Origin of the sequence: Corynebacterium sp. A21 (assembly GCF_052266655.1) — a bacterium.
Taxonomy (GTDB): Bacteria; Actinomycetota; Actinomycetes; order Mycobacteriales; family Mycobacteriaceae; genus Corynebacterium.
Genome location: NZ_JBQPQY010000022.1, coordinates 1 through 19,650 on the forward strand (window position 1 = coordinate 1; position 19,650 = coordinate 19,650).

Consider the following 19,650-nt stretch of genomic DNA (forward strand, 5'->3'; position numbering starts at 1 on the left):
GGGCTTTTGTCATGCCCTGAGCATGATTGCTGGACAGTCCTTAAAGGTCCTCGATGATGTGGAGGGTCACCTTCTTTTCGTCAGAAGACGAAAAGAGCCCAAGCGCCGGCAACCGCATCCTCGAGGAGACCTTCGCCGGACGCGGCGTCGATAAGCATGGGTGTTGAGGGCGGGGCCCGCGGGGGACTGTTCCGCCGGGCTAAATCTGTCGGGAACGAAAGATCATGAGCTCACCACTGAAAGGGTCAGTGAAGGTTAGCTCCCAGGCATTGAGATGCATCGGGATCGCCATGTCTTCTTCCTCCTCGGTATAGACCCGTGGGTACACCGGGTCGCCGAGGATGGGGACCCCGGCGGCCCACATGTGGAGGCGGAGCTGATGTGTCTTCCCGGTTTCGGGCTTGAGCTCATAGTGCGCCTGCTGCGGAAGTGGCCCATGAATCGCTTCCAGGGCGCGCTGCTCCTCATCACTGACCGCGGTGATCTTGGTCAGCCAGGTACGGGCGTTCGGCTCGCCTTCGACGATCTCCCCCTTGATGTGGCCGGGAGTTTTTTCCATCCGGCTTTCCCAGAGGATCGGCTCTTCCGCAGGATTGAGCGCAGGATCGTAAGTGGCAATGGCATGGTAGGTCTTCATCGCCTCCCGGCGGGCGAAGAGCGTCTGATAGGCACCGCGGACATCGGGGGAGACGGTGAAAACCAGCACCCCGGAAGTCAGACGATCCAACCGGTGGGCGGGGGAGAGCTCCTGGATGCCGGTGCTGCGACGCATCCGGACCAGAGCGGTCTCGGTAATGTGTCGACCGCGGGGCATCGTGGCCAGGTAGGACGGCTTGTCGATCACCAGAATATTTTCGTCCTGGTGAATAATCTCGCATTCGTAGGGTACATGCGGTTCTGCCGCGGGTACCCGATAGAACCAGATATCGGCACCCGGCTGGAGGATCTCCTCTGGTGTCCAGGGCTGGCCCCGGTTGTCCACCACTAGCTGATCGCTGAAGCGACGGTCTAGCGCTGCCGCATCATCGGTGGGGCTGCGGTGGCGTTGCGAAGAGATCAGATGCTCCACGAAATCCCGGGCACTCATCGGGTCCACATCCGCCGGGAACCTCACCCGGGAGGCATTTAGCCCATCGCGGATCGGTAGCGGTGGTTTCTTACCCAGACGTTGTACTAATCTTCTACTCATGAACTTTGATGAGATCCTTGCTCCGATTTTTGAATTCTTCTCCGAGGGTATTGGCGCAGTTATCGCCAGCTTCGGCGAGGTCCTCTACATGCTCTCCTCGCCCTCGAACGCAGACCCGGCCAGCCCGATCGTGATCCCGGAATAAAATTCCAGAAAAACCGACCTCACCCTCGTCCGCTGTCGTTAGGATAGCGGCGAATTCCACCAGTTTAACCCGCCCCTTGGCGCATCACTCAATGATGCGAAAAGGGGCTAATTTTATGTGCTGATTCCGCCACTACCGTTAATTGTGAGCTGATACGCGATACAATGGTGAATGAGACGGGAGCCGTGGGATTCGAGAACTAGCTCTTTGAGTACATGGTGAAACCGTGCAACAGTTCTAAGGAGAAAGGTCGTAAATAATGACCACCAAGGAAGATATCGTCGTAGTTGCGGTGGATGGCTCTGAGGCCTCCCAGATTGCAGTCCGTTGGGCGGCGAATACCGCCAATAAACGTGGCATCCCGCTCCGACTGGCCGCCAGCTACACCATGCCGCAGTTCCTCTACGCAGAGGGAATGGTCCCGCCGCAGGAACTCTTTGATGATCTCCAGGCTGAGACCCTGGAGAAGGTCGAGGAGGCCCGCAGCATCGCCCACGAGGTGGCGCCGGAGCTGAAGATCGGACACACCATCGCTGAAGGCAGCCCGATTGACATGCTGCTGGATATGTCCCGCGAGGTGACGATGATTGTCATGGGTTCCCGTGGTCTTGGCGGACTCTCCGGCATGGTGATGGGTTCCGTGTCCGCTGCCGTCGTCAGCCATGCTTCCTGCCCGGTCGTCGTGGTCCGAGAGAACAACTCGGTCAACGAGTCCACCAAATACGGCCCTATCGTTGTCGGTGTGGACGGCTCCGAGGTGTCCCAGCGGGCCACCGAGTATGCCTTCGCTGAGGCTGCTGCCCGCGGTTCCGAGCTGATCGCCGTGCACACCTGGATGGACATGCAGGTTCAGGCTTCCTTGGCTGGTCTCTCCGCCGCCCAGCAGCAGTGGGAAGAGGTTGAGCGTGAGCAGTCTGAGCTGCTCACTGAGCGCCTGCAGCCGCTGATCGACCAATATCCGGCTGTCCCGGTGAAGAAGGTCATCACGCGTGATCGTCCGGTTCGTGCTCTGGTCGAGCAAGCTGATGGTGCTCAGCTGCTGGTTGTCGGTTCCCATGGCCGTGGTGGCTTCAAGGGGATGCTGCTGGGCTCCACCTCCCGTGCGCTGCTGCAGTCCGCTCCCTGCCCGATGATGGTTGTGCGTCCGGAGCACTCCAGCAAGTAACCCTCTGAGCAACACCACTCCAGTTGGTTGCAGCTGAAGGAGACCTCCGTCCCGGGATCACCTCTTGGGGCGGAGGTCTCAGCTATTTCTGGGTGGATTTCATTTTGCCAACAGTTCGGCAACGAACCGTGTAATCGAGATCATTGTCTGTAAGAATGGGAAAGTGGCACGACGACCCGCGTCGAGGCTTTAGAACAGCGACATTGAGGAGAATGAAATGACACCTACACTTTCTATCCTGGGCTGGATCATCATCGGTGGCCTGGCAGGCTGGATAGCCTCCAAAATCAAGGGCACCGATGCCCAGCAGGGACTTCTGCTCAACATCATTGTTGGCGTGGTTGGTGGTCTGCTCGGCGGCTTCCTGCTCGGTCTCGTTGGCTTTGATGTGGCAGGTGGCGGGTGGATCTTCAGCTTCCTCACCTGCCTGGTTGGTGCGGTAATCCTGCTGAGTATTGTGCAGTTCTTCCAACGACGTAGAAAGTAGCCGCCGGAACACCCTGATTTTTAACTCCGACCGCCACCCCACGCTATTCGTGGGGAGGCGGTTTTTTCAGGTCTTCGGCCAGCTCAGTGGCACTGCTGCGGCACTTTCTTTCGCGCCGGTTCGAAATATACATACCGGTTTGTCTATATTGGAGGATAGACTCAGTCCTGAGAGCTGCGAGTGCTTAACGCGGCAGTGATGATTATCGGCCGGAGCGTAGTTGATTCTCCGGAACTGAATTTAACGAGTGATAGGAAAGGACGAGTCAGGATATGGCCGGGACCACCAGCAAGCCGATCATTAAACCAAAGGCCGGTAGTCGGCGTCGCAACCGACCGAGCCCGCGGCAGCGGCTCCTCGATAGCGCTACCCATCTGTTCACCACTGAGGGCATCCGTGTCATCGGTATTGACCGGGTACTGCGGGAGGCAGATGTGGCGAAGGCTTCCCTGTATTCCCTGTTCGGGTCGAAGGACGCACTCGTCATTGCCTATCTTGAGGCACTCGATGAGAAGTGGCGGGAGGAATGGCAGTCCCGGACCGCTGAGATGAGCGATCCCGGTGATAAAATCCTGGCTTTCTTTGATCAGAGCATGAAGGAGGAACCTGAGAAGGGGTTCCGTGGCTCGCACTTCCAGAATGCGGCGAATGAGTATCCGAAGCCGGAAACCGAATCTGAGCAGGGGATTGTCGCCGCAGTGATGGAACACCGTCGGTGGTGTCACCAGACGATGACGGCACTGCTCTCGGAGAAGAATGGTTATCCGAGTGCGACCCAGGCCAATCAGCTGTTGATCTTCTTGGATGGTGGCTTGGCCGGTGCCCGGTTGATCAGGGATCTCGGCCCGCTGGAGACCGCCCGGGATCTGGCGCGGCAGCTGCTGTCCGCGCCGCCGCCGGATTACTCGATCTAGTTTTCGCTCGCCTTCCCTGGGGTTTCCGGGGATTCCACAACAGGCCCGCCCTTGCGGTCCTGTTGTGCTTTCTTTTTCTCGGCGACTTTCTTCGCCCGCCGATCACGGCCGAGCTCCAATCGAGCCTGGGTCTTTTCCTTGTTGAGGCGCTTCTTCTCTACCTTTTCCGCAGCGTGGGCGGCCTCCCGCTCCTGGCGGGCGGTAGCGAGCTGGGCGCTGAGCTCGGGGTCGCGGCGGGCGGCGCGCTCCTGCTTCTTCAGGTTTTTATCGGCCTTCACCCGGACCTTGTGGGCTGCGCGGGCGTCGTCACGCGCCTGCCGGAACTCGGCGTCCAGCGGTAGTTCCCGCTCGATGCGGAGGTGGATGGTGGTGGCCTGCACCAGGGTCCAGAGGTTATTGGCCACCCAGTAGAAGACGATGGCGGTCGGCAGCGGGGCATTCAGTGCCAGCCAGATCAACAGGATCGGCACCAGAATGAACATGATGATCAAAAAGCGCATCAGGCCGCGCGCCAGCCCTGAGCCCCAATCCATGGTCAGGTTGTTGCGGTGGAAAGAGAGCACGAAGTTCAGGGCGGTGAACAGGATGGCGATGGCCAACATCGGCAGCACCACCTTGAGCACCGCCTCGTGGGTGGTACCGAGCTGGGAAAACTGCTCCGGGGCCATGGCGATATAGGCCGGCAGCGGCACCCCGAAGATCCGGCCGTCGAGGAAGGCGCCGACCTCCTGGGAGGAGAGGAAGCCGAGACCGGGGTGCTCATCGGTGTCCAGCCCCTCCACCGGGCGGGCCATGCGCAGCAGGAACTGGTACAGGCCGATGAACACCGGCAGCTGGATCAGCGGCGGGATACAACCCGCAGCGGTGCTGTGCCCGTGTTCGGTCCGCAGCTGCTTCTTCTTCGCCGCGTGTTCGGCTACTGATTCTTTATCGGTGCGGGTGCGGTATTCCTCCTCCAGGGCCTTGAGTTTGGGGCGGAGGATCGCGGAGATGCGTCCGGAGCGGGACTGCATCAGGGAGAAGGGGGCGATCAGGCCACGGACGACGAGCACCAGTCCGAAGACCGACAGCACCCAGGCCATCGAGTCGTCGAGACCGAGGACATCATGGAGCAGCAGATGCCAGAGCTTCATGATGCCGGAGACCGGATAGACGAAGATTTCCAGCACGGGCGTTGTACAACCTTTCTTGATATGGGTGGTGCCACCGACAGTGCTGTCCCCCGGGGTTCCCCGAAAGGGTTGGGCTGCAGCGGGTGGGGTCTTTCACGCTATTGTGATGATCGTACTTGCCCGATACTGCTGGGCACGACACAAGCTGTGCCGGGGCATGGGCTGGGAGGAAACTGATGAGTGAGCAGGGACAGGTGAACCTTCCCGTCCGGAGCACACCGGGGTGGCGGGCCGCGCCCGGCCAGATCTTGGGCGAGATCCTGATGACCATTGGCGTGCTCGCTCTCCTTTTCGCCTTCTATGAAGCCTATTGGACCAATATCAGCTCCGGGCAGAAGCAGGCTCAGGCCCAGGAGTCCCTCGCCCAGAGTTGGGGGGAAACTGAAGAAGGTGAGCGGGCCAACCCCCGGCAGCGGCTGCATCCGGAACTGGGAGAGGCCTTCGCGAGGATGCACATCCCGGCCTTCGGCTCTGACTTCCAATTCGCGGTCATCGAGGGCACCGATGAGACGGACCTGCTCGCCGGACCGGGCCGCTATGTTGATTCCCAGATGCCCGGCCAACCCGGTAACTTCGCAGTTGCGGGTCACCGGGTGGGCAAGGGGGCGCCCTTTAATGATCTGGGTAACCTCAAGGTCTGCGATGCCGTGGTGGTGGAAACCCAGACCTCCTGGGAGACCTACCGGGTGTTGCCCATCGGCGCCTCCGGGACGCAGCGTCTCGCCCAGGCGCAGAGCTGCTTCTCCCCGGAGCAGGCCACCGACATCACTGAGGGAAGTTACTCCTGGGTGGAGGGCCGCCGCATCACGGTGCCCGGTGACATCGGCGTGCTCTCCCCGGTGCCGGGTCAGCAGACCGCGTTGAATGATGACCTCGCGGGCCTGCTGACCCTGACCACCTGCCACCCACAGTTCTCCAATGCGGAGCGCATGATCGTCCACGCCATGCTCGTGGAATCCACCCCTAAGGATCCGGCTGGTAATGATCGTCCGGAAGTATTGGAGGAGAACTAAATGTACGGCTGGTTCTGGCGTACCCTTCCCGGCCCGTGGCCACTGAAGACCCTGATTGTGGTGGTGGTGCTGATCGCGCTGTTCTTCCTCCTGATGGAGGTTATCTTTCCCGCGCTCTCCCTGCTGATGCCCTACGCGGATGTGGCTGTCTGATCCGCTTATCGACGCCCGTCCTCGACTTAGAGGCCGAGGTTGGCGATGACCTCCCGGGCGATGAGCTCGGCCTTCAATGACTGCTCCTGATTGCTGTTGACCACCACCGCCCAATGGTCCTTCTGCACCGCGTAGCGGGCATCTTCATGCCCACCGATCCCGGCGCCGGCCCGGCCCCCGGACCAGCCCGGGATCTCTTCAGCGGGTTCGGTGGTGTCGATCGGGGCGGCCCAGTCGACCACCGCGATCGCGGCGGTTTCATCCGGCATCTCCCGGACCATCACACTCAGCTGTGGCTCCGCCGGATAAGACCAGAAGACACAGGCCGGGGTGCTGAAGCGATCATCGACACCCACCCCGGTCACTTTCTGGCCATTGGTCTCAGCTACCCATTCGGTGTCCAGGTAGGGACACTCCACCCAGCCGTTCCGGCCCGCCGGGATCTCCGGGGTGGCGTCATGCGGCAACCCCGGGGCGGGTGGGGCCGGGGTGGTGGTCGCGGCGTCGATAAGCGTTGTGCCCGGGGAAGGGGCGCAACCAGCCAGCAGCGCGGCACTTAACATCAAGACGGTGGTGGGTAAGGTACGAGCCATGCAGATCAGCTTAGATCCGTCTGAGGCAGGGTCGGACACCCCGGCCTACCGCAGCAGCGCAGCTGACACCGAGCAGGAGCTTGACTCCGGGGTCATCAGCCTGCGCAATGGCGTCCACATTCTCACCTCGGTGCTGCTGATCGCGGCACTGGGCACCGCGATCCGGCTACCGCTGACCGAGGCGGTGATCACCCTGGTCCTCAGTTCGCTGTTCGCCTTCACCTATTTCTTCGGCGCCTCACTGCTCAACCAGTGGCCCAAGCGACTGCAGCTGCTCTGGGTGCTCGGGCTGAGCGGGCTGTGGGTTGCGCTGCTCCCGGTCGCCAGCGTCGCCATCTACCTGGTGTTCCCGCTCTTCTTCCTCTATCTACAGGTCTTGAACGAAACCTCCGGAAGGCTGGCGGTGGTGGTCACCACCGCCATCGCGATCCTCTCCCAGGTGCCGGCTGGTTTGACCGTGGGCGGAGTGATGGGGCCCGGAGTATCTGCGCTGGTTACCCTGGCCATCCACTATGCCTTCAGCAAGCTCGCCCGCATCAACCGCGAACGCCAGGAACTCATCGACCAATTGATGAGTACCCGCTCTGAACTGGCGAAGACACAACACGCTGCCGGTGTGATCGCGGAACGGCAGCGCATCGCCCATGAAATCCATGACACCCTCGCTCAGGGCCTGTCGAGCATCCAGATGCTGCTGCACGTCGCGGAAAGCGAGATACTAGCCTCCCCGTTGAGTGAGGAACAACGCGCTGCACCGATCGAACGCATCCGGCTGGCACGCTCTGCGGCGGCGGAGAACCTCAGCGAGGCACGTGCCATGATTGCCGCCCTACAACCCCCGGCGCTGTCCCAACGCTCGCTGCGGGGCGCCATGGAACGCGTCGCCGCGAACCACGAGGCGGTCAGTGGGCTCGACATCGCCGTGGATGTCGATGGCGAAGAAGGTGAGCTACCCATGAAAATCGAGGCGGCACTGCTGCGCATCACCCAGGGTGCGGTGGCCAATGCCGTCGCCCATGCGCAGGCGCAGCGCTGCCTGATCAGCCTCTCCTATGGTGAGAAGGAGGTGCGTCTCGATATCGCGGATGATGGCCGGGGCTTCGACCCCGGCGAGGCGGCACAACGGCCCGCCGGCCTGGGGCACGTCGGCCTGGATGCGATGCGGCAGCGCGCCATCGAACTCGGTGGCACCCTCGAGGTGGAATCCGCGCCGGGCCAAGGCACCGCGGTCTCGGTGGTGCTTCCCCGGGAGCTGCCGGACCTGAGCCTTTAAAAAAGTGGCTGGCCTGGCCTGCTGAGAGACCCGACGGCAAGCCGCTAAGGTATACCTATGAATGCCGAAAGCAGTCTGCCTTCGGAAACCAGAAGGAGCTTTTCTAAGTAATGATCCGCGTGCTACTCGCAGATGACCACGAGATTGTCCGCCTCGGGTTGCGAGCCGTGCTGGAAAGCGCAGTAGACATCGAAGTAGTCGGTGAAGTCGCGACTGCTGAGGCCGCCATTGCCGCCGCCCAGGCCGGCGGGCTTGATGTGCTTCTCATGGACCTGCGTTTCGGTGCCGGCGTGGAAGGTACCCAGGTGATGACCGGAGCTGAGGCCACCGCCACCATCCGCTCCACGATGAACACCCCGCCCAAGGTGCTCGTGGTGACCAATTATGACACCGATGCCGATATCCTCGGCGCCATTGAAGCCGGCGCCGTGGGGTACCTCCTCAAAGATGCCCCGCCCGCAGAGCTGCTGGCCGCGGTGCGTTCCACCGCAGAGGGCGATTCCGCGCTCTCGCCGATTGTGGCGGATAAATTGATGACCCGCGTCCGCACCCCGCGCAGCTCTCTGACACCCCGAGAGCTGGAGGTGCTCAAGCTGGTGGCCGGTGGGGCCTCAAACCGGGAGATCGGCCGATTGCTGCTGCTCAGTGAGGCAACGGTGAAGTCCCACCTGGTGCACATCTATGACAAACTCGGGGTCCGTTCGCGCACCTCGGCGGTGGCCGCCGCGCGGGAACAAGGCGTGCTCTAAAACTCCGGGGATCGAGGGGGTGCCGAGACCAGCGGGGGCTGGTTCCCGGTCAAGGATGAGCTCAACGAGATAAATCCCGAGCTGAACCGCTCGCGCCCCCAACTGCGGTCAGGAAAGAACTCCCTGACCGTTGGAGATCAGGAATGGGCTCTGTTGTAGGCCTCAATGATCTCGAAGGGGATTTTGCCGCGGTTGGCTACCTTCATGCCCTGGTCAAGCGCCCAGCGGCGGATGGCGCGGGAGTTTCCTCGGGTCGCGGGCGGCAGTGCCTCAGCACCCCGGTTGGCACGGTCCGGGGTGACCTTGCGGGCAACCTGGATGTAGGGGCTCACGAGTTCCCGGAATCTCTCGGCGTTTGCCTCGGAGAGATCGAGAATATAGTCGGTGCCTTCATAAGAGAACTGCACGACGCGAAGCTCAGTTTCCTCCAAGGGAGCATCATCCAGATCATCGAAGTACTGCGTTATTTCCCGGCGTGCCATGAATTCTCCTAAAAATTAAGCAATCGTCCTGTGCTGGAGTTCAGGTTCCGCAGGCGAGAGATATTGGGGATATGTGTCGGAGATTGATCCTGAGATTTAGGGCGACAAATCGCCGTAATGCCAGATTCTCTTTCCTGATGTCAGGTGAATTGTACAATTATCAACTGAAAGTAGCAATGCCTATTACGCGTATTAATGGGTGCGCCGTTAATGATCTGTTTGCGTCCCAACTGAGGGTTTCAGGGCGCGTCAGCCACGGCTATTCAGTAGTTCTATCCTATGCAAAAATACTTATTGATCAAATGTAGATATTCCCCTTGACCACTTGTTTTGTGGAGTTGTCACCAGTGTTTGCGGTGGCCCGGATATTAGGCGGATATTTTCCGGGCGATTAAGATCCCCATTATGTAGTGTCATCGCTTTGGTGGGCAGAACAAACTCCCGCCAGTTCTCATGGACCCCGTAGTTTCTGGCGTAATTGTGGGTTGCGCCGGGGGCGGCGCCGGATTCCCTTTTGTGGTCCCGGCTGTGGAATCAGTTTCCGCGCCCTGACGCTGAGAGTGAGAGCGCTTGGTGAAACTCCCGGTGAAAGAGATGAACGTCAATTTGCCGGGGCTCAAAGATTAGCTCACTAGCTTTATGGCAGCTGTTTCTGGTCGGGATATTCCAATTCGGGCTGATATCTGCCGGAGCGGGAACTAACCTGCAGATTATGGATACTCCAATGGATAACGGAACTAATGCGACTACCGGCCCACAACTTGTTGAACTGACCTCGGTGGAGGAGGAATGGCTGGGGGCGCTGCTGGCCACCGCTGACGCACGCGGGCTGCTGGAGGATATCGAGGCGCTCTCCGATGCCTTTGAGGCGGAGCGGGAAGACTGGGCGGGCCAGCTGCAGCACACCAGGGTAGAGCCGGGAAAGATCATCCACCTCTATGCGGCGGCCTTCGGCCAGCTGCTGGCGATGGAACACGAACTGGACTGGGTGGGCCTTCGGAAGGCGACCACCGTCGAGATCGTGCTCTCGGACGGGCCGAAGGAGATCACCCTGCTGCCGATCAGCATGGTGGAGAAGCGCTGGCATGACCCGGCGGTCCGTTCCCTGGCGGACCTTTATGCACAGACCGTGCAGGGACTGCAGGGCTGAGAAAAACAGTGATACCCCGGCCGCAGGGGCAGCCGGGGTAGTTGCGGGGCAGATCCGGAGATGCCCCGCACTGGGAGGTGAAGACGATCAGCGCAGGCGACCCTGGATCTGGTCGACGAGCTGATCGATATCGCGGTTGATGCTCCGGTGGGCGCGACGGCGCTGCTCCGCAGTCATGAATTCGGCGTTGTCCACCGCTGCCCCGAGCTCCTTGAGGCGCTCCTCGGAATCACGGACGAAACCGGGGGTCAATGAGGACTCATCGAGGGAGTGCTGGATTCCCTGCAGGCGGGCCTTGATCGAGGCGCCGTGGCCGGAGAACTTGGCCAGTTCATCAGCGGTGACGCCGATCTGCTGGGCGCGGGCCTCGACAAACTTCTCCCGGCCGGCATTCACCCCGCGGTAGATCAGTGGCAGTAGGACCGGCAGCAGCAGGCGGCTGGTGCTGAGCCAGCGGTTGACCTTGTCCTTGTTGAATTTGCCGGCCTTGATGCGTGCCAGCTCGGTCTGGGCCAGCTTGCGCTCGTGTTTGCGCTTCTTCTTCAGCCCATGCTTCTCCGCGGTGAGCAGGTTCTTCTCCTGCTTCGCCAGCAGCTTGGAGCGGCGGAGCTCCAACTTGGCGGTTTCCTTCGCCTCGGTCTTGGCGCGGACCTTGGCTGCCTGAATCTCAGCCTTGGTCTTGGCGCGGCGTTTCCGGATCGACTCGAGAATGCCCATGTTTTTCCGTCCAACTCCCAGTGTGTTCCGTGTGCAGTCGGATTCAACATTACCCTTGTTCCTGGCTTAGGCTTGTGCTGTTGTGGGCGAATACTTCGAAGACATGGAATTGCAGCCCTCGGATCTGGTGGGTTGTCGTTACCGTCAGGTGCAGCGGAACCGGCACCGTGGCACCCCATCGAGCGCCGCAGGGCAGCAACGGGCGGACCGTCTGAGGGCGGCCCGCGCTGAGGTGTTCGCGCTGTTGCCGCACACTCCGGCGCTGGGGGACCGGAAGCGATTCCTGCGGCTTGATATCGAGCCTGGTGAGTCCGCCGAGTTCGACACCCTGGAGGCACTGGCAGCCGGGGCGGAGCTGATCACCGGGGCGGTTTTCCGCAGCCGGTCCGAGGGGATCGGCTGGTACCTCGAGGTCGATGCCCTGGCCCGGATGGCGGATGGAAATTACCTGCCGGTGATCGTGAGTAACCACCGCGTGGCCCGCCCTCGCGTGGGTGCCGCCATGCCGGCGATATCCACGGCCCGCCTGGGCTTGGCGAAGCCGACGCAGTTGCCCTACCAGCAGCGCCATCACGCCGTCGACGGCTACCGGTTGAGTTTGGCAGCCCGCGCACTGGCTGAGGTCGGATTGGATTCCGGTTGGGGTGCCGCCGTGGGACAGGACCGTGGGAAGGTCTTCCTCGCCCCGAGCGGGGTGCATCAACAGGCCCTGGACACCGCCTTGCAGCTGACTCCGCCGCAGCAGGCGCGTCGGGTCAAGGAGTGTGATTCCTGTCGTTTCTGGCAGTTCTGCGCCCCGGAATTGGAAGCCGCGGATGAGATCAGCCTCTTCCTCTCCGGGGACCGGGCGAAGTCCTACCGTGAACGGGGCATCCACACCGTCCAGGCTCTGATCGAGGCTGATCTGGGTGAGCCTTCGGCGCTGGCACGGGCCTGGCGGGAGGGGATCCCGGTGCTGCGTCGTCGTACTGCGCTGCAGGCTCCCCGGGCGGCGGTGGAGATCGATATTGACGTTGAGGCCTACCTGGATCAGGGGGCCTACCTCTGGGGGGTCTTCGATGGGCGGGATTATCTGCCGTTCTGCACCTGGGATGGCCTGGGCGGGGCAGCGGAAGCAGAGAACTTCGCCCGGTTCTGGACCTGGTTGATGGCGCGTCGGGAACAGGCGGCCGAGCAGGGGCAGAGCTTTGCGGCCTACTGTTATTCCGCTCATGGGGAGAATCACTGGTTACTCGGCAGCGCTCGTCGATTCGCGGGACAACGCTTCGGGGAGTTCCGGGTTCCCACCGAGGATGAGGTGCGGGAGTTCATTGGCTCGGCCCAGTGGATCGACATGTTCAAGCTGGTCAAGGAACAGCTCCTGGGGCCGGGCGGGTTGGGGCTGAAAATCGTGGCCCCGGCGGCGGGGTTCCAGTGGGAGGAATCAGATTTCGATGGGGAGGAGTCCGTCAACGCCTACCGCCGGGCGGTGGGGGAGGACCCGGACGAAAGCGAGCGGGCCCGGGCGCAGCTACTGAGTTATAACGGCGATGACTGCCGTGCCACTGCGGTGGTGCGTGCCTGGCTGGCGGCCGGGGCACCGGGGACCCCGCTGCTCGACGAGGTGGGCGGGAATTGAAGCCCCAGCGTTAGCCGACCAGGATGTCGAAGGTCATGCCGCGCGTGTGATGGCCGGCGATGGTGCACCAGCCAGCGAGCTCGGCGGTGATGATCCCGGCGTCGATACGCCGCTCCTGCCCAGGAACCAGCCGGCCGGAACGGATGCCGTTTCCGAGGCGGAGATCATGGGCGAGGGTGTCCTCATTCCGCAGATGAATGATCAGCTGATTGCCGGCCGGGACGGTGACCTGGGCAGGTTCGAAGACCATGTCCCCGGCCACCACTTCGACCTCGGTGACTTGTTCCGCGGCCGGCGCCGGCCGCTGGGCGCTCACCGGGTCAGGTGGCCCGCCCAACCCGCCGAAGGCCCCGAGGATCAGGGCCAGCACCGCCAGCGCGGCGGTGATCTGGTTGCCGCGGGGCCGCGGATCCACCGGGGCGGGCGGGGCCTGCCTGGCACCACGCAATACCTGGGCCTGGACCCTGATGCCGCGGGCGAGCAGTGGGAGGAACACCACCAGCGAGCCGATGCTCAGCAGCGACATGCTGATCTTCAGCCAGGAGTTCTCGGCGAGCAGCCAGAACACCAGGCCGCCGTTGACCAGGGTGACACGGAAGAGACCGGCGCGGTTGAGCTCGGCGGTGGCTGCGCGCAGCGGACCGGCACCGCCGCCGATGGTGCTGGGCAGCAGATGGCTCATCACGCCGATGAGGAGCTGGCCGGCGAATCCGACCAACAGCGGGATGCTCGGCAGCGCCACCTCATGCAGCTGAGCGCCAGCGGTGAAAGCCTGGACCGCCAGGTAGATCAGGGTGCCCACCAGCCACAGTGGTGCGCAGGCCACCGAGGCGGCGGCGAAACCGATCCGGTCGCGCGGATCCTTGGCCACCGCAATGATATTGCCCACCCAGCCCCAACCTGCGAGGATCCAGCCAGCCACGTAGATCAGGAGGCCAACACCGAAGATCATGCCCTGATCCAGCAGCGCTGCGAGGGTGGCCACCACGACCCCGCCCGCAGCCAGTGCCACCACGGTGCCGGTGCGGTCGGTGCCGCCCCGGGTGCGCCAGATCGCCGGGAAGAGCACCACCAACGAACCAATCGCCGCCAGCCCGAGGAAGCCGAGCAGATTGGCCACCAGGTGGGCGAACAGCAGCCGCTCATGCCAACCACCGGCGGGTTCGGTGGCCAGGATCGCGCCGAAGAGCGCGCCCACCGGTAGGGAGAGCGCACTGAGGACATAGGCCACCACCGCAGCCCGGAACCGGCGCCCCGGCTCCGCCCGGCGCAATTGCCGGGCCAGGGACACCGCGTGCCAGAGCAGGATGAGCGCCACCAGCATCGAACCCACCTGGGTGATGAGCCAGGACTGCTCCCAGGCTGCCTTGAGCAGCTGCCCGGCCAGGGTGATCACAATGCCGACGTTGAGGATCCGGATCCGCCACAGCTGCGCCGGGCGGGCTTCATCGGGGAGGCGGTTGCCCAGGAATTTCTCACTGAAGTGCTGGGACCAGATGAGGATTGAGTTGGTCACCGCGCCCAGGGTGAAGAGGTGGATGAGCGCCCAGCGGTACTCCGGGATGATCGGATGGATCAGCCCGGCGAACACCAGCACCGCCAACCAGATCGACACCGGTCGGCTGGCCTTGCGGTGCCAGGTGCGGCGGCTCCATTTTGAGGTGCTGCCGGAACCGGTGGCCCCGAGCTCGGTGGGAGTCGGGGTGGCGGGCTGATTTTCGCTCATGTCCCCAAGATAATCCGCCGATTAAAAACGCACCAAGTCGGAGAAAATAACGGAGCGGTGGCACCAAGTGGCCGCAGCGCTTGAACCGCTAAAAGCGGATATAACGAGCCCGGGCGATGGAGTAGAGACCGTAGAGGGCCAAGCCGACACCGACAATAATGAGCGCAACTGTCCCGGCCAGCTGCTGCCCGAGGGTCCGCAGTGCGACATCCAAACCGGCGGCTTTTGCCGGGTCGTTGGTCCAGGCGCCCCACATAATCAGCACCCCCAGGATGGCGAAGGCGATGCCGCGGGCGATATAACCGGCCATGCCCGCAGCGATGATCGCGGAGCCGACACCGCCCGCCCCGGCGCCGGCCTCGAGATCCTTCTTAAAACCCTTGGTGGCGCCGCGGTACATGCCATAAAGTCCGACCCCCAGCACGATCAGGCCCGCAATGATCACGAGGATGACACCTGCCGGCTGTGCCAGCACGGTGGCAGTGACATCCGAGGCGGTTTCCCCATCGGAGGAGGAGCCGCCGCGGGCGAAGATTGAGGTGGTGAATGCCAGGGAGAAATAGACCACGGCCATGACCGCGCCCTTGGCTTTGCCCTTGGCTTCCTCTTCGGTGAACACCTGAGTCAGCCGCCACAGGCCGAGCGCGGCCAGCGCGATGACCGCACCCCACAACATCACCTGGCCGCCCGGGGCCGCCGCAATGGTATGCAGGGCACCCGAGCTGGAGGCCTCCCCGCCGCCGCTACCGGTGGCGATGCGGATGGCGATCCAGCCGATGATGATGTGGAGAACGCCTAGGACGACGAAACCGACCCGGGCGAGCAGCTTCAGCGCGGGATGACCCGCAGTTGTGGTGGCAGCCTGGTCAGCGGAGTTCCCGGCGCGGCTTTTCGTCTGTCGTAGTTCCATGGCTTTATTTAACCCCCAAAGTAGGGCGGTAGCCAGGGTTGTCACCCCACCGGGTCAGCCGCGGGAGCAGCCAGAGTGTCAGCGGACTCTCGGCGGGTGAGGAGAACCACCACAGTGGCCATGCCGAGCAGGATCCCACCCAGCCAGGCGAGCATGCCGTGCCAGCCCAGTCCAGCGAAGAAGAACCCGGAGAGCCAGCCCAGCAGTGAGGAGCCGAGGTAATAGCAGAACAGATACATGCTCGATCCTTCGGCGCGGTGGGTGGTGGCGATGATGCCCACCCACCCAGAGGCGGAGGAGTGAATGGTGAAGAAGGCGGCGGTGAAACAGAACAGGGCGATCAGCATCAGGATCAGGCTTGGCGCTGCCGTCAGCGCCAGGGCGAAAACCATGACCGTGGCTGCGGTGATCATGGTCGGGCTGCGGCCGAAGCGCTCATTCCAGCTGCCGACCCGGGCGGAGCTCCAGGTACCCGCCAGATACATCACGAACACCAGACCGACCAGCCCCTCACTCAACCCGAAGCGCTCGATGAGACGGAAGCCGAGGAAATTGTAGACCGAGACGAACGTGCCCATGCCGAGGAAGGCGATAAGGAAGAGGTAGACCAGACGGGGGTTGCGCCAGTGCCCGGCCATGGCGAGCACCTCATCCTTGAAATGGATCGGCTTCGGGGTGAAGCGTTGTTGCCTGGGCAGCAGGATCGCCAGGGTGATCGCCAGCGCCAGGGCCACCAGTGAACTGATCGCGATGGCGAGCCGCCAATCGGCGAACTCGAGAATCCCGGCGGGAATCAGCCGGCCGGTCAGCCCCCCGACGGTGGTGCCCGCGATATAGGTGCCCATCGCCCGACCCAGATCCCGGGGGTCCACCTCCTCGCTGAGCCAGGTCATGGCGACCGCCGGAACCCCGGCGATCAGGGCCCCCTGCAGCCCACGCAGCACAATCAGGCTGGGGCCATCCGTGAGGAAGGGCATGGCCAGGCCGAGCATGGTGCCCAACAGCGCCGAGAGAATCAGAATCCGGCCCCGCCCGAAACGCTCGGAGAGGATCGACAGCGGCACAATGCACAGGGCGAGCATGCCGGTGGTCGCTGAGACGGTCAGCGCCGATGTGCTCGGGCTCATACCCAATTCGGTGACCAGGGTCGGCAGCATCGCCTGGGTGCTGTACATGGCGTTGAAGGAGGCGAGGCCGGCGGCCAGCATCGCCAGGGTGGCGCGCCGGTAGTCCCGCTCGCCACGGCGCAGTCCGCTGCTTATCGACGCCGCCGATGAGGTCCCGGCGGGCTGGGGCTGACGCTGGGTAGGGGCTGCTTCCTTCATGCCCTTCATGCTGCCTCTTCCCCAATGATTAGTAAAATGATAGAAATGTCTCTAAACCATACGTAATCTGCATGAAGGATGGTGATGGGCAATGGACCTGGGAACAGCTGAATTAGCAGGCTTCGTGGCGGTGGCCGCCAGCGGCCATCTCACCGGCACAGCGGTGGACCTGGGGATCTCCCAGCCCTCACTCACCCGCCGTATCGCCCGGGTGGAGAACTACCTCGGCGCGAGTCTCTTCGACCGGCACGGTCGCCGCCTCCGCCTGAACACCCGCGGTCGGGCCTTCCTGCCCCACGCGGAAGCCGCCCTCGCGAGCCTGCGCGAGGGGACGGTCAAGGTCCACCGCCTCATGGACCCGGAGCACGGCACCGTCCGCCTGGACTTCATGCACTCACTGGGCACCTGGCTGGTGCCCGAACTACTGGGCTCCTACCGCGCGGCACACCCGGGCGTGAACTTCGATCTCCATCAGGGTCCCGCCATGCCCCTGATCCAGCGAGTGCTTGACGACGACGCGGACATCGCCCTGGTGGGCCCCCGCCCCCACAGTGCCAGCACCGGGGACTCGCCCCTGGGCTGGCTACAGCTGAGGCGCCAGCAACTGGCCATCGGACTGCCCGAAGGCCACCGCCTCGCGGCGCCGGGCCCGCTCCCGATCCGACTGACGGAGGTACGCGATGAGGACTTCATCGCCATGCAGCCCGGCTACGGCACCCGCATCCTGCTCGATGATCTCCTCCAGCAGAGCGACTTCCACCCTGACTTCGTCTTCGAATCCATGGAATTATCAACGGTGGTCGGCTTGGTCAGCGCCGGCCTGGGAGTGGCCCTCCTGCCGATGGATGATCCCTACCTCGCGCCCACCGGCGTGGTGCTGCGGCCACTGGATCCGCCGGCCCACCGCGAACTGGGCATGGTCTGGCGCCGGGAACAGGACCCCGCCCCACCGGTCGACAAATTCCGGGCCTTCATCGCGGAGTGGAAGGCTGCGGAAGGATAACGTTTCACCGATTCCGGTAGCCAGCAGCGGGCGCGCCGGGAAGAATCGTGGCATGACTGTGCCACCACAACCGCCCTTGACCCCGGGTCCGCCGCCACAGCAGTACTCCCTGCTGCAGGAAGATCTGCTGGTGATGCATCAGATGACCGGGTTCATGAGCAATAACTTCGATATTCAGAACCAGCAGGGCCAGGTGGTGGGGGTGGTTTCCACCAGCGGCTCCGCCGCTTCCCGCTTCTTCATGGGGTCCCGCTCGCTGCATGTCTTCGAGGCTGATGGTCGGCCACTGTTGGGCATGGAGGACACCGTGAACTTTATGCGGGACACCTTTGAACTGAGTGACCCAAACGGCGAACCGCTTGCGCATGTGCGCAAGCGGTTCACGTTCTTTCGGCAGCAGGTGGATCTACATCTGGCGGATGGCACAAATATCGAGCTGCATGGCAGCATTTTCGACTTCAACTTTGAGTTCCGCGTCGGGGAGCTCGTGCCGGCCCGGGTATCACGGCAATGGTCGGGCCTGGCACGGGGTTTGCTCGGACGTAGTTCCTATGTGCTTTCCTTCGCCCCGGATGTCCCGTCACGGTTACGGGCGGCGATCATCGGTGGGGTGATCGCACTGGATCTGATCCGGGCGAAGGAGTCCTCTAATTAGAGGTAGATGCCACGTTCGTTGAACCACGGCACCGGGTCCACCGGGGTGACGCCATCGGGCTGAATCTGGAAGTGCAGGTGGGAGCCGGTGGAGAAGCCCTCGGAACCCATGCCGGCGATGGTCTCGCCGGCGGAGACGTACTGGCCGACGCCGACGTAGAGGGAGGACATGTGGCCGTAGACGGAGACGGAGCCGTCCTCGTGCTGGATGCGGATCCACTGGCCGTAGCCGGAGGCCGGGCCGGAATCGATGACGGTGCCAGCCATGACAGCCTTGATCGGGGTGCCGATGGCGTTGGCGATGTCCACGCCGGAGTGGAAGGAGCCCCAGCGCGGGCCGAAGCCGGAGGTGAAGGAGCCTTCAGCAGGCTTGACGACGCTCGCTGCCGGAGCGGCGACCTCTTCGATGAAGCCGGTGCCGTAGTCGGAGATCGGCAGGTTCTGCAGGGCTGCGGAGGAGCTGCCGGTGGCGAGGTACTCGTTGGCCAGGTCGTAGGCCTGGGTGGCGTACTGGTCAACGGTGCCCTGGTCGATGGTGTAGCCCAGATCCTGGGCGCCAGCGGCACTGATGCCGGTGGTGGCGGCCATGCCGACGGTCAGTGCGGCGATGCCGACTCGGCGGGTGAGGGCCGGCTTGGTGGCCTGGTGCTGCGGTGCTTCGGCAGTCTCGGTGTGCATAATGTTTTCTCCATTCGGGCGCTGCCGTTACGTGACAGTTTCGTTATCGTTCCGTGATCTGTGGGCCCACGGTAATGGCTACGCCGGAACGTGGCAAACCCAAATTGCCATGGAAACAATTGCCCGAATCCATCTGAGAAACTGAAATCGCAGGTCAGAAGGGGTGTCAGTGGAGGGGTGTCGATTGCTGAGAGTTTCGCACACGTTGGGGAGGTCACATTGCTTGTTACTTATGTAAACTCCTGTGACTCGATCGAAAGTGCCGGGCATCGGAGTTCGCTGGTTTCCTCGGGCAGTGCGGACCGGGAAGTCAAGGGCCACTGGCGTAGTGAAGGGTAGGTCTCGGTGATCAGCTGAATTACCTGAATTCAGGGTTAATTCGGCGGATCCTCGAGACCTACCCTTCATGCTCGGTGGTGAATGAGGGGTGAGAATAACGAAACGCCCGCTCCATAAGGGAGCGGGCGTGAGTTACCTCAGACCCGGAGGGTCAGAAGTGAAGGGTCTTACTTGGTGGCGGAGGCGAAGCGGGCA

At 62.9% G+C, this 19,650-nt stretch carries 21 protein-coding genes; 12 read left to right on the forward strand and 9 right to left on the reverse strand.

What is annotated here, in order from left to right:
- Positions 1 to 199: 199 nt before the first annotated feature.
- Positions 200 to 1,252 carry a pseudouridine synthase gene (locus ACTU46_RS15920; RefSeq protein WP_443383874.1) on the reverse strand — a complete coding sequence of 351 codons (1,053 nt, stop codon included), beginning with the start codon at positions 1,250 to 1,252 and terminating at the stop codon, positions 200 to 202.
- Between ACTU46_RS15920 and ACTU46_RS15925 the strand changes: the two genes are divergently transcribed.
- From ACTU46_RS15925 to ACTU46_RS15940, 4 genes are all read left to right on the forward strand, one after another.
- Complete coding sequence (locus ACTU46_RS15925) at positions 1,188 to 1,334, forward strand: hypothetical protein (RefSeq protein WP_443383821.1); 147 nt, start codon at positions 1,188 to 1,190, stop codon at positions 1,332 to 1,334. The genes ACTU46_RS15920 and ACTU46_RS15925 overlap by 65 nt on opposite strands.
- A gap of 259 nt (positions 1,335 to 1,593) precedes the next feature.
- Positions 1,594 to 2,499, forward strand: a complete 906-nt coding sequence (locus ACTU46_RS15930; protein WP_443383824.1) for a universal stress protein — start codon at positions 1,594 to 1,596, stop codon at positions 2,497 to 2,499.
- 217 nt (positions 2,500 to 2,716) lie between these two features.
- Positions 2,717 to 2,986 (forward strand): GlsB/YeaQ/YmgE family stress response membrane protein, encoded by a 270-nt coding sequence (locus ACTU46_RS15935; RefSeq protein WP_443383827.1) that lies wholly within the window; start codon positions 2,717 to 2,719, stop codon positions 2,984 to 2,986.
- 272 nt (positions 2,987 to 3,258) lie between these two features.
- A complete protein-coding gene (locus ACTU46_RS15940; protein ID WP_443383830.1) occupies positions 3,259 to 3,900 on the forward strand; it encodes a TetR/AcrR family transcriptional regulator in 642 nt (213 codons plus the stop codon).
- On the opposite strand, the gene yidC is transcribed toward ACTU46_RS15940, so the two are convergent.
- A complete protein-coding gene (gene yidC / locus ACTU46_RS15945; RefSeq protein ID WP_443383833.1) occupies positions 3,897 to 5,069 on the reverse strand; it encodes a membrane protein insertase YidC in 1,173 nt (390 codons plus the stop codon). The two genes, ACTU46_RS15940 and yidC, sit on opposite strands and share 4 nt — an antisense overlap.
- Positions 5,070 to 5,248: 179 nt before the next feature.
- On the opposite strand from yidC, the gene ACTU46_RS15950 reads away from it, so the two are divergent.
- Together ACTU46_RS15950 and ACTU46_RS15955 are read left to right on the forward strand one after the other, a co-directional pair.
- Complete coding sequence (locus tag ACTU46_RS15950) at positions 5,249 to 6,085, forward strand: class E sortase (RefSeq protein ID WP_443383835.1); 837 nt, start codon at positions 5,249 to 5,251, stop codon at positions 6,083 to 6,085.
- Complete coding sequence (locus ACTU46_RS15955) at positions 6,086 to 6,238, forward strand: hypothetical protein (RefSeq protein WP_443383837.1); 153 nt, start codon at positions 6,086 to 6,088, stop codon at positions 6,236 to 6,238.
- Positions 6,239 to 6,264: 26 nt separating this feature from the next.
- Here ACTU46_RS15955 and ACTU46_RS15960 read toward each other — a convergent pair whose 3' ends face one another.
- Positions 6,265 to 6,831, reverse strand: a complete 567-nt coding sequence (locus tag ACTU46_RS15960) for a DUF2020 domain-containing protein (RefSeq protein WP_443383839.1) — start codon at positions 6,829 to 6,831, stop codon at positions 6,265 to 6,267.
- Here ACTU46_RS15960 and ACTU46_RS15965 point away from each other — a divergent pair.
- Both ACTU46_RS15965 and ACTU46_RS15970 read left to right on the forward strand, forming a co-directional pair.
- Positions 6,830 to 8,104, forward strand: coding sequence for a sensor histidine kinase (locus tag ACTU46_RS15965; RefSeq protein WP_443383842.1), 1,275 nt, complete (start codon positions 6,830 to 6,832; stop codon positions 8,102 to 8,104). The two genes, ACTU46_RS15960 and ACTU46_RS15965, sit on opposite strands and share 2 nt — an antisense overlap.
- 110 nt (positions 8,105 to 8,214) lie before the next feature.
- Positions 8,215 to 8,853 carry a response regulator gene (locus tag ACTU46_RS15970; protein ID WP_443383845.1) on the forward strand — a complete coding sequence of 213 codons (639 nt, stop codon included), beginning with the start codon at positions 8,215 to 8,217 and terminating at the stop codon, positions 8,851 to 8,853.
- Positions 8,854 to 8,990: 137 nt separating this feature from the next.
- On the opposite strand, the gene ACTU46_RS15975 is transcribed toward ACTU46_RS15970, so the two are convergent.
- Positions 8,991 to 9,335, reverse strand: coding sequence for a histone-like nucleoid-structuring protein Lsr2 (locus tag ACTU46_RS15975; RefSeq protein ID WP_443383848.1), 345 nt, complete (start codon positions 9,333 to 9,335; stop codon positions 8,991 to 8,993).
- Between the two features lie 712 nt (positions 9,336 to 10,047).
- On the opposite strand from ACTU46_RS15975, the gene ACTU46_RS15980 reads away from it, so the two are divergent.
- Positions 10,048 to 10,485: a DUF3806 domain-containing protein gene (locus tag ACTU46_RS15980; protein ID WP_443383850.1), complete on the forward strand. Its 438-nt coding sequence runs from the start codon at positions 10,048 to 10,050 to the stop codon at positions 10,483 to 10,485.
- Between the two features lie 87 nt (positions 10,486 to 10,572).
- Here the strand turns inward: ACTU46_RS15980 and ACTU46_RS15985 are convergent, their stop codons facing one another.
- Positions 10,573 to 11,202 carry a DUF6474 family protein gene (locus tag ACTU46_RS15985; protein ID WP_443383853.1) on the reverse strand — a complete coding sequence of 210 codons (630 nt, stop codon included), beginning with the start codon at positions 11,200 to 11,202 and terminating at the stop codon, positions 10,573 to 10,575.
- A gap of 103 nt (positions 11,203 to 11,305) precedes the next feature.
- On the opposite strand from ACTU46_RS15985, the gene ACTU46_RS15990 reads away from it, so the two are divergent.
- Positions 11,306 to 12,820 carry a TM0106 family RecB-like putative nuclease gene (locus ACTU46_RS15990; protein WP_443383877.1) on the forward strand — a complete coding sequence of 505 codons (1,515 nt, stop codon included), beginning with the start codon at positions 11,306 to 11,308 and terminating at the stop codon, positions 12,818 to 12,820.
- Between the two features lie 10 nt (positions 12,821 to 12,830).
- Here ACTU46_RS15990 and ACTU46_RS15995 read toward each other — a convergent pair whose 3' ends face one another.
- The 3 genes from ACTU46_RS15995 to ACTU46_RS16005 all read right to left on the reverse strand — a co-directional run bounded on the left by ACTU46_RS15995 (position 12,831) and on the right by ACTU46_RS16005 (position 16,781).
- Complete coding sequence (locus tag ACTU46_RS15995; protein WP_443383856.1) at positions 12,831 to 14,546, reverse strand: cupredoxin domain-containing protein; 1,716 nt, start codon at positions 14,544 to 14,546, stop codon at positions 12,831 to 12,833.
- 88 nt (positions 14,547 to 14,634) lie between these two features.
- Positions 14,635 to 15,456, reverse strand: coding sequence for a DUF1206 domain-containing protein (locus tag ACTU46_RS16000; protein ID WP_443383859.1), 822 nt, complete (start codon positions 15,454 to 15,456; stop codon positions 14,635 to 14,637).
- 41 nt (positions 15,457 to 15,497) lie between these two features.
- Entirely contained in the window at positions 15,498 to 16,781 is a 1,284-nt protein-coding gene (locus ACTU46_RS16005) for an MFS transporter (protein ID WP_443383862.1), read from the reverse strand.
- 91 nt (positions 16,782 to 16,872) lie between these two features.
- On the opposite strand from ACTU46_RS16005, the gene ACTU46_RS16010 reads away from it, so the two are divergent.
- Both ACTU46_RS16010 and ACTU46_RS16015 read left to right on the forward strand, forming a co-directional pair.
- The gene (locus ACTU46_RS16010) at positions 16,873 to 17,784 is read left to right on the forward strand and encodes a LysR family transcriptional regulator (protein WP_443383865.1); all 912 of its coding nucleotides are present in this window, start codon (positions 16,873 to 16,875) and stop codon (positions 17,782 to 17,784) included.
- Between the two features lie 52 nt (positions 17,785 to 17,836).
- Positions 17,837 to 18,439 carry an LURP-one-related/scramblase family protein gene (locus ACTU46_RS16015; RefSeq protein WP_443383868.1) on the forward strand — a complete coding sequence of 201 codons (603 nt, stop codon included), beginning with the start codon at positions 17,837 to 17,839 and terminating at the stop codon, positions 18,437 to 18,439.
- Here the strand turns inward: ACTU46_RS16015 and ACTU46_RS16020 are convergent.
- Positions 18,436 to 19,116 (reverse strand): M23 family metallopeptidase, encoded by a 681-nt coding sequence (locus tag ACTU46_RS16020; protein WP_443383871.1) that lies wholly within the window; start codon positions 19,114 to 19,116, stop codon positions 18,436 to 18,438. The genes ACTU46_RS16015 and ACTU46_RS16020 overlap by 4 nt on opposite strands.
- Positions 19,117 to 19,650: the final 534 nt, after the last annotated feature.

Excerpts from the sequence above, each read along its gene's own strand:
- ACTU46_RS15925 (WP_443383821.1), top strand. The coding sequence starts at position 1,188 with ATGAACTTTGATGAGATCCTTGCTCCGATTTTTGAATTCTTCTCCGAG.
- ACTU46_RS15930 (WP_443383824.1), top strand. The coding sequence starts at position 1,594 with ATGACCACCAAGGAAGATATCGTCGTAGTTGCGGTGGATGGCTCTGAG.
- ACTU46_RS15935 (WP_443383827.1), top strand. The coding sequence starts at position 2,717 with ATGACACCTACACTTTCTATCCTGGGCTGGATCATCATCGGTGGCCTG.
- ACTU46_RS15940 (WP_443383830.1), top strand. The coding sequence starts at position 3,259 with ATGGCCGGGACCACCAGCAAGCCGATCATTAAACCAAAGGCCGGTAGT.
- ACTU46_RS15950 (WP_443383835.1), top strand. The coding sequence starts at position 5,249 with ATGAGTGAGCAGGGACAGGTGAACCTTCCCGTCCGGAGCACACCGGGG.
- ACTU46_RS15955 (WP_443383837.1), top strand. The coding sequence starts at position 6,086 with ATGTACGGCTGGTTCTGGCGTACCCTTCCCGGCCCGTGGCCACTGAAG.
- ACTU46_RS15965 (WP_443383842.1), top strand. The coding sequence starts at position 6,830 with ATGCAGATCAGCTTAGATCCGTCTGAGGCAGGGTCGGACACCCCGGCC.
- ACTU46_RS15960 (WP_443383839.1), bottom strand. The coding sequence starts at position 6,831 with ATGGCTCGTACCTTACCCACCACCGTCTTGATGTTAAGTGCCGCGCTG.
- ACTU46_RS15970 (WP_443383845.1), top strand. The coding sequence starts at position 8,215 with ATGATCCGCGTGCTACTCGCAGATGACCACGAGATTGTCCGCCTCGGG.
- ACTU46_RS15975 (WP_443383848.1), bottom strand. The coding sequence starts at position 9,335 with ATGGCACGCCGGGAAATAACGCAGTACTTCGATGATCTGGATGATGCT.
- ACTU46_RS15980 (WP_443383850.1), top strand. The coding sequence starts at position 10,048 with ATGGATACTCCAATGGATAACGGAACTAATGCGACTACCGGCCCACAA.
- ACTU46_RS15985 (WP_443383853.1), bottom strand. The coding sequence starts at position 11,202 with ATGGGCATTCTCGAGTCGATCCGGAAACGCCGCGCCAAGACCAAGGCT.
- ACTU46_RS15990 (WP_443383877.1), top strand. The coding sequence starts at position 11,306 with ATGGAATTGCAGCCCTCGGATCTGGTGGGTTGTCGTTACCGTCAGGTG.
- ACTU46_RS15995 (WP_443383856.1), bottom strand. The coding sequence starts at position 14,546 with ATGAGCGAAAATCAGCCCGCCACCCCGACTCCCACCGAGCTCGGGGCC.
- ACTU46_RS16000 (WP_443383859.1), bottom strand. The coding sequence starts at position 15,456 with ATGGAACTACGACAGACGAAAAGCCGCGCCGGGAACTCCGCTGACCAG.
- ACTU46_RS16005 (WP_443383862.1), bottom strand. The coding sequence starts at position 16,781 with ATGAAGGAAGCAGCCCCTACCCAGCGTCAGCCCCAGCCCGCCGGGACC.
- ACTU46_RS16010 (WP_443383865.1), top strand. The coding sequence starts at position 16,873 with ATGGACCTGGGAACAGCTGAATTAGCAGGCTTCGTGGCGGTGGCCGCC.
- ACTU46_RS16015 (WP_443383868.1), top strand. The coding sequence starts at position 17,837 with ATGACTGTGCCACCACAACCGCCCTTGACCCCGGGTCCGCCGCCACAG.
- ACTU46_RS16020 (WP_443383871.1), bottom strand. The coding sequence starts at position 19,116 with ATGCACACCGAGACTGCCGAAGCACCGCAGCACCAGGCCACCAAGCCG.